Source organism: Pseudoselenomonas caprae (genome assembly GCF_008271345.1).
Lineage (GTDB): Bacteria > Bacillota > Negativicutes > Selenomonadales > Selenomonadaceae > Selenomonas_A > Selenomonas_A caprae.
The window spans coordinates 78,031-94,177 of the sequence record NZ_VTOZ01000011.1 but is presented as its reverse complement, the minus strand read 5'-3'; the positions used below and the strand labels follow the sequence as shown (position 1 = coordinate 94,177).

At 54.1% G+C, this 16,147-nt stretch carries 13 protein-coding genes; 9 read left to right on the top strand and 4 right to left on the bottom strand.

Annotated elements, in window-relative coordinates:
- Positions 1-64 precede the first annotated feature (64 nt).
- Genes FZ041_RS06875 through FZ041_RS06865 form a run of 3 tightly spaced genes read right to left on the bottom strand, consistent with a single transcriptional unit; the run spans position 65 to position 3,598 of the window.
- Positions 65-1,825 (bottom strand): NADH-dependent [FeFe] hydrogenase, group A6, encoded by a 1,761-nt coding sequence (locus tag FZ041_RS06875; RefSeq protein WP_149189043.1) that lies wholly within the window; start codon positions 1,823-1,825, stop codon positions 65-67.
- A complete protein-coding gene (locus FZ041_RS06870) occupies positions 1,825-3,075 on the bottom strand; it encodes a complex I 51 kDa subunit family protein (RefSeq protein WP_149189038.1) in 1,251 nt (416 codons plus the stop codon). Before FZ041_RS06870 ends, FZ041_RS06875 begins: the two co-directional genes overlap by 1 nt.
- A 16-nt stretch (positions 3,076-3,091) precedes the next feature.
- Positions 3,092-3,598 carry an NADH-quinone oxidoreductase subunit NuoE family protein gene (locus tag FZ041_RS06865; RefSeq protein WP_149189037.1) on the bottom strand — a complete coding sequence of 169 codons (507 nt, stop codon included), beginning with the start codon at positions 3,596-3,598 and terminating at the stop codon, positions 3,092-3,094.
- Between the two features lie 239 nt (positions 3,599-3,837).
- Here FZ041_RS06865 and FZ041_RS06860 point away from each other — a divergent pair, with 239 nt between their 5' ends.
- From FZ041_RS06860 to FZ041_RS06845, 4 genes are all read left to right on the top strand, one after another.
- Positions 3,838-4,077, top strand: a complete 240-nt coding sequence (locus tag FZ041_RS06860; RefSeq protein ID WP_033171335.1) for a hypothetical protein — start codon at positions 3,838-3,840, stop codon at positions 4,075-4,077.
- A 140-nt stretch (positions 4,078-4,217) separates the two neighbouring features.
- Positions 4,218-5,153, top strand: a complete 936-nt coding sequence (locus tag FZ041_RS06855; RefSeq protein WP_149189036.1) for a metallophosphoesterase — start codon at positions 4,218-4,220, stop codon at positions 5,151-5,153.
- 523 nt (positions 5,154-5,676) lie between these two features.
- The gene (locus FZ041_RS06850) at positions 5,677-7,131 is read left to right on the top strand and encodes an O-linked N-acetylglucosamine transferase, SPINDLY family protein (RefSeq protein ID WP_149189035.1); all 1,455 of its coding nucleotides are present in this window, start codon (positions 5,677-5,679) and stop codon (positions 7,129-7,131) included.
- Positions 7,121-7,975 carry a class I SAM-dependent methyltransferase gene (locus FZ041_RS06845; protein WP_149189034.1) on the top strand — a complete coding sequence of 285 codons (855 nt, stop codon included), beginning with the start codon at positions 7,121-7,123 and terminating at the stop codon, positions 7,973-7,975. The genes FZ041_RS06850 and FZ041_RS06845 overlap by 11 nt, the downstream gene beginning before the upstream one ends.
- On the opposite strand, the gene FZ041_RS06840 is transcribed toward FZ041_RS06845, so the two are convergent.
- Positions 7,919-8,710: a sulfite exporter TauE/SafE family protein gene (locus FZ041_RS06840; protein WP_149189033.1), complete on the bottom strand. Its 792-nt coding sequence runs from the start codon at positions 8,708-8,710 to the stop codon at positions 7,919-7,921. The genes FZ041_RS06845 and FZ041_RS06840 overlap by 57 nt on opposite strands.
- A 180-nt stretch (positions 8,711-8,890) precedes the next feature.
- On the opposite strand from FZ041_RS06840, the gene uxaC reads away from it, so the two are divergent.
- From uxaC to FZ041_RS06815, 5 genes are all read left to right on the top strand, one after another.
- Positions 8,891-10,297: a glucuronate isomerase gene (uxaC, locus tag FZ041_RS06835; RefSeq protein ID WP_149189032.1), complete on the top strand. Its 1,407-nt coding sequence runs from the start codon at positions 8,891-8,893 to the stop codon at positions 10,295-10,297.
- Positions 10,298-10,357: 60 nt separating this feature from the next.
- Positions 10,358-10,816, top strand: coding sequence for a type III secretion system chaperone family protein (locus FZ041_RS06830; RefSeq protein WP_149189031.1), 459 nt, complete (start codon positions 10,358-10,360; stop codon positions 10,814-10,816).
- A gap of 196 nt (positions 10,817-11,012) precedes the next feature.
- Positions 11,013-12,794, top strand: coding sequence for a flagellinolysin (locus tag FZ041_RS06825; RefSeq protein ID WP_149189030.1), 1,782 nt, complete (start codon positions 11,013-11,015; stop codon positions 12,792-12,794).
- Positions 12,795-12,835: 41 nt separating this feature from the next.
- Complete coding sequence (locus tag FZ041_RS06820) at positions 12,836-14,416, top strand: flagellin family protein (protein WP_369407316.1); 1,581 nt, start codon at positions 12,836-12,838, stop codon at positions 14,414-14,416.
- A 281-nt stretch (positions 14,417-14,697) separates the two neighbouring features.
- The gene (locus tag FZ041_RS06815) at positions 14,698-16,026 is read left to right on the top strand and encodes a flagellin N-terminal helical domain-containing protein (protein WP_149189029.1); all 1,329 of its coding nucleotides are present in this window, start codon (positions 14,698-14,700) and stop codon (positions 16,024-16,026) included.
- Positions 16,027-16,147 lie beyond the last annotated feature (121 nt).

Below are 16,147 nucleotides of genomic sequence, written 5' to 3'. Positions count from 1 at the left end.
TTGTACCGAGTTTGTTTTAACCACGTACGGACAGATAAACTGCAATTTGTTATGTTATTTTGTGTCAGAATTCGTATGGCTTACTGACCTTGTGATAGGTGGTATGCAGGAGTTCGTGGGCTTTTTCGCCTAGTGGCTCGCCGAGGAATTCTTTGTAAAGGGTCTGGATTTCGGGGTTGTCGTGCGATTTGCGCAGCGGCAGGCTGCGGTCGATCTCGTAGAGGGCGGCCATGCGCTTTTTGCGGATGGCGTTGGTCGTACCGATGGGCTGGCCGCCGCCACCGATGCAGCCGCCTGGGCAGGCCATGATTTCGATGAAGTCATAGGGGCTGGTGCCCTGCTGGACTTGTTCCATGATGCGGCGGGCATTGCGCAGCGTATGGGCGACGCAGATGCGGATGGTGCGACCATTGATGTCGATGGCGCATTCCTTGATGCCCTCGAAGCCACGGACTTCGGTGAATTCGAGCTTTTCGAGCGTCTGGCCCGTGAGTTTTTCGTAGACCGTGCGCAGAGCTGCTTCCATGACGCCACCGGTAGCACCGAAGATGGCACCGGCGCCAGTCGCGAGCCCGAGCGGGCTGTCAAAGCCGCTTTCGGGCAGCTGGCGCAGCCGCAGGCCGACGTATTTGATGAGTTTGATGAGCTCGCGGGTTGTCAGCACGATGTCGACATCCTGCTGCCCGTTGCGGCCCATTTCGGGGCGGGCAGCTTCGAATTTCTTGGCCGTGCAGGGCATGACCGATACCGTGACGATGTCTTTGACATCGATGTCGGCTTTTTCAGCATAGTAGGTCTTGGCAATGGCACCGAACATGCTCATTGGCGATTTTGCCGAGGAAAGGTGACCGATGCAGTCGGGGAAATGCTTTTCCATATAGTTGACCCAGCCAGGGCTGCAGGAGGTCATCATCGGCAGGAGGCCGCCATTTTGCAGACGGTCAAGGAATTCGGCGCCCTCTTCCATGATGGTAAGGTCGGCACCGAAATTCGTATCGAATACGCGGTCAAAGCCGAGCAGCTTGAGTGCCGTGACCATCTGGCCGGTGACGATGGCACCAGGCTCGAGGCCAAAGGCATCGCCGAGAGCGACGCGTACCGAGGGGGCAACCTGCACGATGACGTGTTTCTGTGGGTCCTGCAGGGCGTCAAGTACCTTTGTGGTATCGTCTTTTTCGACGATAGCACCGGTTGGGCAGACGAGGCTGCATTGGCCGCAGAGGATGCAGTCGGTGGCTTCCATCGGCTTGTTGAAAGCCGTCGTGACGACGATGTCGCTGGAGCGGCCGGCATAGGTCAGCGCCGCAATGCCCTGTACGTCCTTGCAGGCGCGGATGCAGCGGCCGCAGCGGATGCATTTTGCTGGATCGCGTACGATGGAAGGATTTGTTTCGATGCGCGGCTCCTCCTTGACGACGCTGGGCAGCGGGGATTCAAGGATGTTGAAGCGGCTGCAGAGGCGCTGGAGGTCGCAGTTCTGGTTGCGCGGGCAGCTCAGGCAGTCTCTATGATGGTTGGCGAGCATAAGCTGCAGGATCGATACCTGGGTATCGCGGACAATCTGTGTGTCGGTATGGACTTCCATGCCTTCCCAGACCTCCGTCGAGCAGGCAGCGAGCAGACGCCGCTTGCCGACGACTTCGACCGAGCAGAGACGGCAGTGAGCCTTGATGCGCTGGTCTTCGTGGTAGCAGAGATGCGGGATGTCGATGCCGAGCTTTGCCGCAGCCTGCATGATTTTCGTGCCCTGCGGCACTTCGATGGGGATATTGTTGATGGTCAGATGCACCATCGGGATTTCTTTGCTTTCGTTTTCAGCCGTCATCATGCGTTACCTCCGACGTCAAATACTTCTGGGAAAGTCAGCATGGCTGACTGCAGGGTGTTCTGCGCGGTTTCGCCAAGGCCGCAGAGTGAGGACATGCTCATGACGCGGGCAATCGTGGCCATGATACGGATGTCTTCAGCGGTAGCCGTGTGATTGGCAATCTTGTCGAGGATGATCTTGATGTGCAGATTGCCTTCACGGCAGGGCGTGCACTGACCGCAGCTCTCCTCGGAGAAGAATTCCTGGTTCATGCGCAAAAAATCGATGACGCTTGTGCGTTTGTCGATGACCAGCAGGCCGCCAGAGCCGACCATGACGCCAGCGGCACGCAGGTCGTCGTAGGTATAGGGCGTATCGAGAATGGAGGCGTCGGCAATCTTGCCCGAGGCCCCACCGAATTGGATCAGCTGGATCTCGCGGTCGTGCTGTATGCCGCCAGCAAGATTGTAGATGATTTCGCGGATGGTCGTGCCGAAGGGAATCTCGAAGACCCCGGGATTGTTGACATTGCCGGCAACCGAAATCATCTTGGTGCCAATCGATTCGCCCGAGCCACAGGAGGCATAGACGCCGTCCTTGTCCATCAAGAGATGCGGGACAATCGAGAGGCTTTCGACGTTATTGAGGCAGGTCGGGCGAGCGAAAAGGCCGCTGACCTTGATGAATGGCGGTTTCATGCGCGGGCGGCCAGCCTTGCCCTCGATGGAGCGGATCAGCGCCGTGCCTTCGCCGCAGACATAGGCACCACCGCCAGAGTAGAGGTGCAGGTTGAAATTGAAGTCCTTGCCGAGAATATTATCGCCGAGAAAACCGTAGTTCTTGGCCTGACGGATGGCGTTCAAGAGCAGCGGGCGCAGGCAGGCGTACTCTGCGCGCATATAGATATAGCCATCGGTCGCGCCGCAGACGAAGCCTGCGATAATCAGCGCTTCGATGAGGTTAAACGGGTCGTTCTGGATTAGGGCGCGGTCCTTGAAGGTCGTTGTCTCGCCTTCGTCAGCATTGCAGACGACGACTTTGTTCTCGCCGCGTACCGCACGGGCCTGATGCCATTTGCGGCCGAGCGGGTACTCGGCACCGCCACGGCCGCGTATCTTGGCGTCCGAAAGCATCTCACAGATTTCCTCAGGGTCCATATTCACGGCCTGGCGCAGGGCCTCAAAGCCGCCAATCTTCATATAAGAGCCAATGGATGAGGTATCGTACTGGCCAAAGTTCCTGGTCAGGAACCGGATTGTCTTGCTCATATCATTTTCCTCCAGCTTAGGTAAGCGAACGCAGCAGGGCCTCGATCTTTTCCTGCGAGTCGAGATGGTCATAAATCTGGCCGTTGATGCGTACGGATGGCGCGCGGTCGCAGGCGCCATAGCAGGTCGTTGTCTCGAGCGTGAAGCGTCCATCGTAGGTTGTCTCGCCAATCTTGATGTCGAGCAGGCGCTCAAGCGTCTCTAAAAGCCGTTTGGTGTCGATGACGTTGACACGGCAGGCCGGCGAACTGCAGACCTGGATTGGGTATTTGGCACGCGGCTTGGAGGAAAGCTCGCTGTAGAAGTTCAAGCAGTCAAATACATTCGTGACAGGCAGGCCGAGCCGGTCTGCCAGATAGTAGGCGGTGGGCTCGGGGACGTAATGGCGTTCGTTGAGCTCCTGCACTTCAAGCAGGATGCCGACAATCTGGGTAGGGTCGTTGTCATGTGACTCGAGTACCAGATCGATCTTGGCCTGCAGCTCGGCAGAGAGTGGATACTCTTGACTTTGTGCGGTCAGCATAGATAAACCTCCTAAAAAAATACTATACATGTAACAGTTATATTATATAATAAAAGCGAATAGAATCACAGTGCTTAGGGAAAAAACACTGCGCAGGACGGTTTCGAGCCGCATATAGTAGGCGAAAATCGGTTTTCCCCAAGATGTGGTATACAACTTTACATTTGTGTGTTATAATATAGGTGCCATTAGGGGAGCATGTAAATAGACTTCATACCAAAACTATGGGGGGATTATTTATGGCTATCAAGAACATTGAAATGGACCGTCGTGACAGCGCGAGTTATCGCAAAATCTTGAAACGAGGAGGTTTCCTTTCTGCAAGTTACTTGTCTGTCAATGGCTTTGACGTCAACCGGCTGCGCAAACTGGCGCTGGCAGGAGAACTTGACGCAGTACGCTGTGCTATTGGCAATTCAATCCGCTGGTATTACCGGGAACGGCAGGCGGAGAATGCGCACCTACGTGGCTTGGCATAATTTTATGTCGTGATTATATTGTAATGTTTTGTTGATGGTTATGGAATCGGCCTTGCCGGTTCTATTTTTTTCTGCTTGTTTACAGGGGAATCGCGCATAATCGTAGTATATATAATAGTAGCAGAAAAAGGGGATAAGTTATGATAAAGATGTTTTGGGTCGTGTTCATCGGTGCGCTGGTGCTGGTATTGCTCGTGATACCGGGGGCCATCATCTGGCGGCGGGCGATGAAAATTCCGCTGGATACCGACCGGCGCCGTTTCCTCAAAAAAGCGGCGGCTTATCCGGTAGGGCTCGTGGCGGCAGGCACGTATGGCAGCCAGTATGAGCGATGCCATACGGTGGACAACCGCTATACGATAAAGGCGGAAGCTGGCGGCTTTCCTGCCGGATTTCGCCTGGCGCAAATCAGTGATGTGCATCTGGGGCGATTCTTCGATAATGAAGATTTGCGGCAGCTGCTTGCGCGCATCGCGGCTGATGGCCCTGACATGCTGGTGATAACGGGGGATCTCTTTGACGATGAGAGGCTGAATCCTGGTGCGGCTAGGGTGCTGGAGGATTTTGTGGATGCGTTTCCCGATGGCATCTGGTTTTGCCTGGGCAATCACGAACATTTCCGTGGCGTGGAGAAAATCCAGGCGGATTTGGCGAAGACGCGTGTCCATGCGCTCTACAACAAGGCGGTCAAGGTGCCGGGGCGTGATTTCTGGCTGGCAGGTGTGGACTATCCCATGCTGCGTGAGGAGAAGAAATTCCAGCAGCTCAAGGCAAAGTTTACGGAAAATGCGCTGGCGGATATCCCGGCAGAGGAGCGGCCGCGCACTATCCTGCTTGCGCATCATCCCGAGTTCATCGATGATGCGGCTGCAGCTGGTGTGCTGCTGACGCTCACAGGACATACGCATGGCTGTCAGTTCGGTGTGCTGGGACTGCCGCTTTTCCCAGTATTCAAGTACAATCGCGGGCTGGTGAAGAAAGGGACGAGCTACGGGTACGTGCATAGCGGCAACGGCAGCTGGTTCCCCTGCCGCATAGGCTGCCCACCAGAAATCGCATATTTTACAATACAATAAAATAAATTGCAGTTTGTCGGTGAGTGCGTGCTTAAAATAAACTTGGAAGAGCTCAGCTTGGGCGGGGGCGGGTGCACTTTTTCTCTGCTCCCGCTAAATGACCCGCGCGGATGCTTTCGTACGTATCTAGCAACATGTGCCGGGCAGGCCGGCGGCACGCCAATACATCGTGTCGTTCTAGATAGCATTTATTGCGGGCCATCCCTCACGGCGTTCGGGCAGTCGCTTCCGCTACGAAGAAAGTGTACCCGCCCCCGCCCTCTGCTAGGTTTGGATAAATTTGCTCTGTTTCGGCTATAGGTTACGAATTACATCGATGTGCTTGTAACGGGAGCGACGGTTCGTACAAACTTGCGGAAACAGAAAAAGCACTACCCCGTGAACCCCGCGCTTCGTAGTATCGGGATTCCATACGGACGCATACACCTCATCCGAGCGCTTCGCGCCCACCTTCCCCTCGGTAAGGGGAAGGCTGGAACTAACCCGTCAAACTGCAATTTTACTCTTTGAAAGGTGAACTTATATGATGGATTTTTGGATGACGCGGCTGGAGGAGATCCAGCAGATGTTGGCGCGGGGGCGGACGAGTCAGGCGCGGCAGGCACTGGATTCCTTGCGGGAGGAGGGGCTGGTGCCGGAGGATGAGATGTGGCGCGTCCATGAGCTCTATGGTGCGGTGTTCCATGACCTGGCGGATGCTGAGGGAGCGGCGGCGGCTTATAACAATGCTGCGCAGGCCGATAAGTACCTGCGCAGCCAGCGCGAGCATTTCTCGAATTATCTGTTTGCCCTGCACTATCTGCCGGGAATCCCTGCCGATGACTTGTTTGCCCAGCATCAGGTCTATCAAGGGCTGTATCGCGATACGGAGCTTTTGCCGCCGCGGGAGAATATGGATCATGCGCGGCTGCGCATTGGTTTCCTGGCGCCGGATTTCCGGGATTCCTCGTCGGCCAGGTTCTACGAATGCCTGCTGACGGGACTGGATGCGCGCTGCTTTGCGGTCTACGCCTATGCTTTGCAGGACAGTGAGGATGACTTTACGCGCCGTTTGCAGGCGACGGGGCTCACCTATCGCTGCTTGGCGGGACAGAGCTTGCGCCAGCAGGCTGAGATGATCCGCTGGGATGAGATTGATGTGCTCATAGATCTGGGCGGACACTCGGCAGGGGGCATGGGGCTTATGATCTTGGCCCAGCGCCCCGCGCCTTGGCAGCTTTGCGGCATTGGCTGGTTCGATACCACGGGGCTGCCAGCCGTCGATGCGTTCCTTACCGATGGCGAGATGGATCCTGCTGGTACGGAGTATCGCTTCACCGAGCAGCTCTTGCGGCTGCCGAGCGGCTTCTGCTTCACGCCTTCGCCTGCCATGCAGGGCATCCGGCGCGCACCGCGGCAGCGGGCGGGGATTGTCTTTGGCTGCTATCAGAATTTCATGAAGATCAATCGCTCGGTCATGGATGCCTGGCGCCATATCCTGGAGAATCTTCCCGATAGCCGTCTGGTCGTGCAGGACACGACGCGGCTGCTGGAGCGGCGGGCTGTGCTGGAAAGGCGGCTGGAGAACGCCGATCTGCCGATGGAGCGCGTCGAGGTGCGCATCGGCAGCGACCGTTATCTTGAGGATTACCAGCAAGTCGACATCATGCTCGATACGTTCCCGTACCCGGGCGGAGCGGCGACGGCGACGGCGCTCTATATGGGTGTGCCGGTCATCGCCCTGCGCGGCGACCATCATAGTGCGCGCCTCAGTGCCAGTATTCTGGCTGCCGCTGGCCATGCGGAGTGGATAGCGGCAGATGCGGATGAGTATATCAAGCTGGCCCTGCAGCTGGCAGTCGACCGTGCGGGCTTGGAGCGCCAGCAGCTATGCCTGCGGAGCGAGCTGGAGCAGTCGCCGCTGCTGGCTTCCCAGACGTACTGTGCTGCCTTTGCCGAGGCAATCTTGAGCGGAGGAGGAAGATTCCTTGAAACATGATATTACCGATTTCCTGGTCGGCAGCCCGGAGCACTGCCGCTGGCTGGTCATCGAAAGCTTGGAGCATCTGGGGAGGCTGCGGGAGCTTTATCCGCAGGCGTCCCTCACGGTAGTCACGCGTCATGAGGAAGCGGCAGAGCTGCCTGCACTGGCGGGACTGGGCATCGACTGGCACATCCTTGACTATCGCCAGCAGCGGCTGCCCTTTGCCGAGGAGAGCTTTGACTTTGTCCTGGCCGAGCCGGTGCTTACCGAGGCTTGGGAGCTCTACGATACCTTGATGGACATCAGCCGCAAGCTCACCGATGTCGGCACGCTCTATACGGCTTATCTGAATATCCGCTATCAGGGAGTGCTGGCACAGCTGCGCCAGGGGCTGTTCCCGGTGCGCGACAAGCATCTCTATGCCAAGACGGAGATTGTCCGCATCCTTGACGATGCTGTGTTCAAGGAAATCAACTTCCTGCCCGGCATGCAGGATGATGACCTGGCGGCAGGCGAGGCTTGGGCGGCGCAGGGCTTTGAGGATTTCAGCCATGACCTCAGCACGGGCAAGTGGCTGGTGGAGGCATGCCGCAGCACCGCCAGTGTCGCCAATCTCAAGGGGCTTTATGAAAGGGGGACGCGCAAGGAGCTTGCGCGTCTGCTGCATCGCATCGAGTATGGCGTCGATACGCAAAAAAACCTCGCGGAGCTAAAGAAGCTCTGCGAGGTGCAGATGATATTTCCGGAATACCTCGAGGACTTCGTGCACGAGGCATGTGCACATCCTGCGCGGGTGCTGGCCTTAGTGGGTACTGCCCAGGAGGATCAAGCGGATACCGAGGGCGAACATCGCCAGTGACAGCAGTCCAAGGATTACCTTGGACTTTGTTTTTTGTGAGATCTTCGCACCGATCTGTGCGCCGATGGCGGCACCCGTGGCGATGCAGATGGCTGGCAGCCAGATGATGTGGTCGAGCAGGAAATGCGAGACGACACCGAAGGCCGAAGAGCAGGCCAGCACGAAATGCGAGGTGGCTGTTGCCACATGCACGGGAAAGCCCAGCAGATAGATCATCAGTGGTACGTGGATGACGCCGCCGCCGATGCCAAAGATGCTGGAGATGAAGCCGACGCCGAAGCTGGAGACTACGCCAATCCACTGGCTGAACTGGAAGCCTTCCGGGATCTCGTGGATGTCAGCGGGCGGCTTATGGGTCGTGTTCCAGAACATGATGCAGGCCATGCAGAGCATGAACAGGCCGTAGTAGAGGTCGAGCTGCGGGGCGCTGAAAGAATTGACGATATACGAGCCCATAAAGGCACCGGGCAGTGTCGCCGCCGCAAAGGGGACCGCCGCCCGGAAGAAGACGCGTTTCTGCCGGATATAAGCCAGCGTGCCCGAGACGGCGTTGGCAAGTACGACGAAGAGCGAGGTGCCCGTGATCTGGGCCGCCGTATGGAAGTACGGATAGATGCCGCCGTCGGACATGAAGAAGATGAAGACCGGTACGCAGATAAGGCCGCCGCCGATGCCGACGAGCGTGCCGAAGATGCCGACGAACAGGCCGAGCAGTAAGAATAAGATGATAGCCATAGAATAATCCTTTCGTGAATATTTTCTCAAGCTCATTATAGCACAGCTTATGGCGGCGCAGGGAAGAAAAATAGTTCACATCTGTCTGAAAAGTCTCGACAATTGCGACGAATCATGGTAAAATGAATACGGAATAATAGTCATAGTTTTCAGTTATTTTACCAACAGAGGAGGATCGAAATGAAAAAGTTTATGGACAAAGATTTCCTGCTACAGACCGAAACAGCCAGCCGGCTCTATCATGAGCATGCGGAGAACCAGCCCATCATCGACTATCGCTGCCGCCTGAGCGCTGCCGATATCGCAAGCGACAGCAGCTACCGCAATATCACGCGCCTGCTGCTCGGCAATGCCGATGCTACCTGGCGTCTGCTGCGTGCGGCTGGAGTCGAGGAAAGATACATCACTGGCGATGCCAGCGACTATGAGAAGTTCCAGAAATTTGCCGAGACGATGCCCAAGGCTATCGGCAATCCGATCTTCCTGCGCTCGCAGCTGGAGCTCAAGCGGTTCTTTGACTGCGATACATTGCTGAACGGCGATACGGCGGCTGAGATCTGGACGCTTTGCAACGAGAAGCTGCAGCAGCCGGAGTACACGATCCGCGGCCTGCTGCGCAAGGCTGACGTCGAAAGCATCGATACGATTGTCGATCCGGCGGATGACCTCAAATGGTTCCGCAAGATGTTGGAGGATGATAGCTGCAAGACTTTGGTGCATCCGATCTTCTGCCCGGACAAGGTGCTGGACATCGAGTCCCCTGAGTGGGAAAACTATATGAAATATGAGCTTGGCGCTGCGGCCGATATCGATATCGTCACGATGCAGGACATCCGCGATGCCCTGCATAAACAGATGGATCATTTCGAGTCGCTGGGCTGCCGGACGGCCGACCATACGCTGGATGTGATGGATTTCTGCATCGCTGAGGAGTTTGAGCTCGACGATATTGTGGGCCGTACCATCAATGGCAAGGGCAAACGGCAGACGAAGACGGTCCGCGCCCAGTTCCAGACGGCCATCATGGTATTCCTTGCGACGGAGTATGCGCGCCGTGGCTGGGTCATGCAGCTGGAGTATGCCGTGCTGCGTGACAACAACAGCCGGTTGCTGGCTGAAGCTGGCCCGGGCAGGGGCGGCGACTGCCTGACGGATGGCTGCTGCGGGGCCAAGCTCGCGCAGTTCTTGAACGCACTCGACAAGGATGGGCTGCTGCCCAAGACCATCGTGAGCTCGCGCAATCCAGCCGATGGGGCGATGATAGCCTCGGTCATCGGCGCGTTCCAGGGGAGCGAGGCCGCTGGCAAGCTCCAGCTCGGTGCATCGTGGAACTTCCAGGGCGATAAGAATGGCATCAAGGCGCAGCTGGCACACATGGCCAATCAGTCATTGCTCGGCTGTGCGGTCAACATGGCCAGCAATGCCCGCAGTGTGCTGTCATGCGCGCGCCATGAATATTACCGCCGTATCCTTTGCAATTTTATCGGCCGTCTCGTCGAAAATGGCGAGTATCCGGATGACGCGGCATTGCTTGGGCAGCTGGTCGAAGACATCTGCTACGGCAATGCGAAAAAATATTTTGGCTGATTGCGCGGAGGGCTATGCTATAATAGGAGAAGATAATGCACAGAAACGAGGGACAAGCAAATGCCAAAGAAAAACAGCAAAGGCGTCGAGAGCAATGAGAAGGCCTTGAAGTTCCAGGAATTCCTGATTGAAAACAACATCGATGTATTCAGCACCGAGTCGGTCGAAGACGACTACTCCACCGTCATCTTCCGCTCGCGCATCGAGGCCAAGGGACAGATCCTGCCGATGGCCATCCTGATCGACACGAGCATCTTCACGGTCATCCGCACCCAGATCATCACGGGCATCACGGAGGATAAGCGCAGCGAGCTCAAGAGCTACCTCAATGAGCTCAACACGCAGTATAAGATCTTCAAATACTACCTGCGCGAGGACGGCACGGTCTATCTCGACATCTGCCTGCCCTTTGTCGATGAGACCTTCGACAGCAAGATGATCCAGCTCATGCTAAGCGTGCTTGTCCAGCACCTTGAGGCTGTCTACGAAGACATCATGGCGCATATCTGGCACAAGTAAAAGCAGCTGCATATATAGCCTTCCCTTTTGGGGAAGGCTTTTTGTTAGCATTTTTTCGTGAATGCGCTTAAGTTTTTATCGCTTTTATTCGATTATATATACGTATAGAAAAAGACCCATTAAAACGGAAATGCAAGGATGGCAGAGGGTAATCGGCAGGGTACTCTCGTTGATGTAGTTACATGGAGGAATAATCATGGGAATGGTAATCAAGAACAACATGGCGGCGCAGAATACGCTGGGCACGCTGAATAAGAACAGCATGGCATTGTCCAAGAGCCTGCAGAAGGTGTCTTCGGGTATGAGAATCAACGGCGCGGCAGATGATGCGTCAGGCTATGCGATTTCGGAGCGCATGCGCGTGCAGGTGCGCGGTCTCAATCAGGACATCGATAATACGCAGAGTGCTATCAGCATGATGAAAACCGCGGAAGGTGCGATTTCCTCGACGGTCGATATCTTAAAGACCATGAAGGAAAAGGCCATCAACGCAGCCAATGACACGAATACCGATGCGGACCGCGCAATCATTCAGAAAGAACTGAATCAGGCTATCGATCAGGTGGATGATAATGCCAGCGTCACCTTCAACAACAAGATTCTTTTTGATGGCTCAGCTGACGCCGGTACCACCGCCGAACAGCGCATCATCAAGGCGTTGAACAGCGAGTGGCTCGATAGTGCGCTCTCAATGGCGAAAGAGGCCTACGGCCTGTCGTTCCAGGAGGATGAGACGAGCGTTAGGGAGATGACCGTCAAATTTGAAAGGGGCAGCTCTGGTGGCTCTGGTGGTACGACTACGCTGGCCTATGTTACTTCATATTTTGGCAGTGATGGTAAGACGAATAAATTGGAACTTACCATCAATATGGATGTCTATGATGCCTTGGCCGAACATGATGTAAACGGCAAGGCTGGTTCGTATCCCTATCTTGACCGCACGATTGCCCATGAGATGACGCATGCAGTGATGTCGGCGAATATTACGGGCTTTAACAATTTGCCGAAGTATATTAAAGAAGGTGCGGCGGACTATATCCATGGTATTGATGACCAAGGGGATAGAAAAAACGTGTTGTTGGCACTTACGCCGGACACGGTTAATTCGCAATTTGCCAATGGCGATGGCGTCGTTCCTTACGCTATGGGCTATGCGCTTTTCCACTACCTCAATGCCAAGAGCGGCCATGATGGTCATATGATGACGCGGTTTATGAATGTGCTAGACGAAAAAGGCGGTAGTGCACTTGATGAAGCCGTAGCGGCGGCCTCGAAGGGCGGCTTTTCCTCGGCAGCGGCGGCAATCGCTGGCTTCAAGCAGGACTTGACCGACTATACAGCAGCTGGTCATACGACCAAGGAGTTCCTCAAGGAATACTGCGATATTGATTTCGATAATAATTTTGATACGGGCTCAGCATTGGGATCGAAAGCCTGGATGGGTGAGAGTGCCAATGCCGAGCAGGTGGTTATCGAAGGTAAATCGCCGAATTTCTGGTACTATCCGGGCAGCGATACCTCGGTAATCCAAGGACTTACGGTGAAATGGCCAAACTACACACGTCCCGATGGCGGTTTCCGCTTCCAGGTCGGTACGAAGGCCAACCAAAATATCCAGGCGCAATTCTCTGATATCCATGCGACGGCGCTGGGCCTTCGCAGTGATGATGGCAAGAACCTCAGTGTTGAGACGCGCGCCGAGGCCAAGCGGACGATGACGGTTCTTGACCGCGCGTTAGAGAAGGCCCTCGATCAGCAGACGACGATTGGCGCTTTGCAGAGCCGTATGGAATATACGGCCAGTAACCTCACGACGGCCAGCGAGAACGTACAGGCTAGCGAGTCGACGATTCGCGATGCCAATATGGCAAGGGAAATGACCGATTATACGAAGAATAATGTGTTGATGCAGGCAGCCCAGTCGATGCTGGCGCAGGCTAATCAGAGCAGCAGCGCTGTTTTGAGTTTATTGCAATGATGCAATAGCGGGTGGTTACCGAAGGAAGAAGGGATTTTCCAATGGCGATGACAATCCGGAACAACAGAGGAGCAATGAAGGCCTTAGGCCAGCTCAAAAAAAACGATAGTGCCTTAGGTAAGCAATTGCAGAAGGTTTCTACAGGGATGAAAACCAATAACGCTGGTGACGATGCCTCCGGGTATTCGATTTCCGAGCGAATGCGTGCCAAGATCCGGGCGCTCAGCCAGTGTAATGACAATGCCAGCAAGGGCAAGAATATGCTGGATTTGGCGTCGGCTACGGTCGATAAACAGGTAGAATTGATGCGCACGCTGTTTACCATAACGATGAAAGCTTCCGATGACACCTATACCGATAGCGACCGGGCAATCCTGCAAAAGGAAGCTTCTCAGACCATGGATCAGATTGAGCTGTTGGCGCAGGATACGACCTATAATGGCATCCAGCTGCTCAATCAACGTACGACAACGATTCGTATGGAAGATGGGCTGGTATTTGAGCCGACCAGCGGGTATGTGAAAAATCCGGATGGATTCGTTGCGCTTAGCCAGATTCCTTCTAGTGGTGCTGATTACAGTGTTCCCAAGGAATCAAACGGCTCGAATGATATAGTTATTGACTTTGATAGCATTTTTAACAATGCATCGTTGAATATTCCAGCAGATCTGCATGGTAAGGGATTTTCTTTGCAATGCCAGGCTTGCAGCCAGTTCGTGACGTTTTATTTCGATGCGAATTCCTACTCGTCAACGCGTTTTGGCCCTGAGGTTAGTGACTCAAGCAGCCGGCAGCCGATTTGCTATAAAATCGGTGTGGCTGGGGTTCAAACCGCTAAGGACTTAGAGGCGGCCGTGTTTAATGCGGTCTATGATACGACTGGCGTGGGCACTGGGCGCCTGCCCAGCAATTCCGATGTCAGCACCCAGATTGCGCTTATTCACTCGGTGCAGTTTAAATATGATGCATCGGCTGGGCAGTTGCACTTGTATAAACAGAGCAGTGGTTTGACCTTGAAAAACGGTCTGATGGGCGATTTTATTCCGGGGAAAATTCCCGTTCCCTATAACGACCCGAAACAGTATCTGCATATTCAGAGTTGGGACCGTGGCAGTCAGAATACGATGATTGAATTGCCGAATACGACGCTGTCGATGATTTTCCCTGATGCGAAAGAGCATTGGAATATCCAGCCGGAATTGAAGGATTATCCGAAAGAATGGCCGGCGGGCTATGAAAATCTCACGATAGCCGAGAAACAGCGCAAATGGCTCGAAGATACCTGGCAGTATCCAGCCGATATCGTAACGATGGATTTGAATAACTGCGTGACAACGCGTGAGCGGGCGAATAAATTCCTCGAACACGTCAACCAGGGAATCAAATATCTGCTCGCTGCCAATACGACCCTTGGTGCACAGTCGGCGCGCATGGAATTCATGTCAGCCAATCTTACCACGGCGACGGAACAGACGCAGGCCAGTGAATCGACAATCCGCGATGCCAATATGGCCAAGGAGATGACCGAATATACCAAGTCCAATGTCTTGATGCAGGCAGCGCAGTCGATGCTTGCCCAGGCTAATCAGAGCGGCAGTAACGTATTGAGTCTGCTACAATAAATCTACAGCCTTCCCCGCTGGGGAAGGTGCCCCGCTAGGGGCGGATGAGGTTATTACCCCCATCCGGGCGTTTTACGCTCACCTTTTCCAGCAGGGGAGGTTTTTGCTTGACAGGTTGACAGTTGGGGCGAAAAAGATTAAATTTAAAATAAGGCAGAAAATCGCTTAAGAAAAACGTTTTTTTCTACGATACATGAAATAGCAAGAGATTGATATCCATGTCGGGGATGATATGGATGTCTTTGTAGTGATAGATAGCGGAAACAAGGAGGTTGGCCATTATGGCTATGGTAGTAAAGAACAATATGCCAGCGAAGAACACGCTGAATCAGCTGGATAAGAATGATAAAGCGCTGGCAAAGAGTCTCAAGAAGGTTGCCTCAGGGATGAGGATCAACGGTGCTGCCGATGATGCTTCGGGCTTTGCCATTTCGGAAAAGATGCGCGTGCAGATCAATGGTCTCGAGCAGGACGTCGACAATGCCCAGACTGGCAACAGCATGCTTAAAGTCGCTGAGGGCGGCCTGCAGAGCACGGTGGACATCTTGAATACACTCAAGGAAAAAGTTATCAATGCGGCCAACGATACGAATACGGATGCTGACCGCGCGGTTATCCAAAAAGAACTCGATCAAGCCATCGACCAGCTCGACGAAAATGCCAATGTTTCCTATAACGGCAAGGTAATGCTCGATGGGTCTCATAATAATGAAGTGTTGGAGCCGGGAACGAGAACGGTTTTGTCGAATGAGAGTTTGTCTGCAGATGCTACGGAAAATACAAAATTGCTAGACCTTAAGGATAGTACCGGTCGCAATCTTGGTATTCGTGGAGATAGTAAAATCGAGTTCTCCTATGTTTATAAGGGAAAAACTTATGTTACGACGTTGGACCCTGTAAATAATACTAAGCTTGGCAAAATGTTTGGTTTAAGTAAGGATGCAGAAGGGAAAAAACCGGATTCAAACATTTTGGCAATGACGTTATCCGATATAGTTGGGCAAGACCGGATGGGAGAGGACGTAACGACTGTCCATGGAAATACAGCGCTTTTGTTTACAGCGGGAGCTGCAGGTATCGAGAGTCAGATTTCGGGACTTACGATTAATGTTATTAATCATGACGGCACGCTGAATAAAACAGCCAATGCTGTACTCAATGACTTTACAGAAGCGATTCGTGCCGAAGATCCATCGCCGGATAATGCGCTGGTATTCCAGATCGGTACGAAGTCCAATCAGACGGTCAAGATTGGATTCTCCGATATGCGGGCTACGGCTTTGGGACTCAGAGCGGTCGATGGTTCTACGCTCAATATCGGCACGCAGAAGAATGCCAATGCGGCTATCAGCGTACTGGATTTGGCCATGCAGAAGGCGCTGAATCAGCAGACGACGGTGGGCTCGATGCAGAGCCGGTTGGAGTATACGGTTTCCAACCTTACAACAGCGAGTGAGAATACGCAGAGCTCAGAGTCGGTAATCCGCGATGCCAATATGGCCAAGGAAATGACGGAGTATACCAAGAATAACGTAATCACGCAGGCTGCCCAGTCGATGCTGGCGCAGGCTAATCAGAATAGCAGCCAGGTATTGAGTTTGCTTCAGTAAGAGATGGTAGATGAAAACTCCCTTCAGGTTGAAGGGAGTTTTCGTTTCATAATTGTAGTTTCGGGTAAGATAGCGTAAAATAGTAGTAGCTATGTGATGTAAGGAAAGATGATTCCGAGGG

Excerpts from the sequence above, each read along its gene's own strand:
- FZ041_RS06850 (WP_149189035.1), top strand. The coding sequence starts at position 5,677 with ATGATGGATTTTTGGATGACGCGGCTGGAGGAGATCCAGCAGATGTTG.
- FZ041_RS06860 (WP_033171335.1), top strand. The coding sequence starts at position 3,838 with ATGGCTATCAAGAACATTGAAATGGACCGTCGTGACAGCGCGAGTTAT.
- FZ041_RS06815 (WP_149189029.1), top strand. The coding sequence starts at position 14,698 with ATGGCTATGGTAGTAAAGAACAATATGCCAGCGAAGAACACGCTGAAT.
- FZ041_RS06825 (WP_149189030.1), top strand. The coding sequence starts at position 11,013 with ATGGGAATGGTAATCAAGAACAACATGGCGGCGCAGAATACGCTGGGC.
- FZ041_RS06870 (WP_149189038.1), bottom strand. The coding sequence starts at position 3,075 with ATGAGCAAGACAATCCGGTTCCTGACCAGGAACTTTGGCCAGTACGAT.
- FZ041_RS06855 (WP_149189036.1), top strand. The coding sequence starts at position 4,218 with ATGATAAAGATGTTTTGGGTCGTGTTCATCGGTGCGCTGGTGCTGGTA.
- FZ041_RS06865 (WP_149189037.1), bottom strand. The coding sequence starts at position 3,598 with ATGCTGACCGCACAAAGTCAAGAGTATCCACTCTCTGCCGAGCTGCAG.
- FZ041_RS06820 (WP_369407316.1), top strand. The coding sequence starts at position 12,836 with ATGGCGATGACAATCCGGAACAACAGAGGAGCAATGAAGGCCTTAGGC.
- FZ041_RS06830 (WP_149189031.1), top strand. The coding sequence starts at position 10,358 with ATGCCAAAGAAAAACAGCAAAGGCGTCGAGAGCAATGAGAAGGCCTTG.
- FZ041_RS06840 (WP_149189033.1), bottom strand. The coding sequence starts at position 8,710 with ATGGCTATCATCTTATTCTTACTGCTCGGCCTGTTCGTCGGCATCTTC.
- FZ041_RS06875 (WP_149189043.1), bottom strand. The coding sequence starts at position 1,825 with ATGACGGCTGAAAACGAAAGCAAAGAAATCCCGATGGTGCATCTGACC.
- uxaC (WP_149189032.1), top strand. The coding sequence starts at position 8,891 with ATGAAAAAGTTTATGGACAAAGATTTCCTGCTACAGACCGAAACAGCC.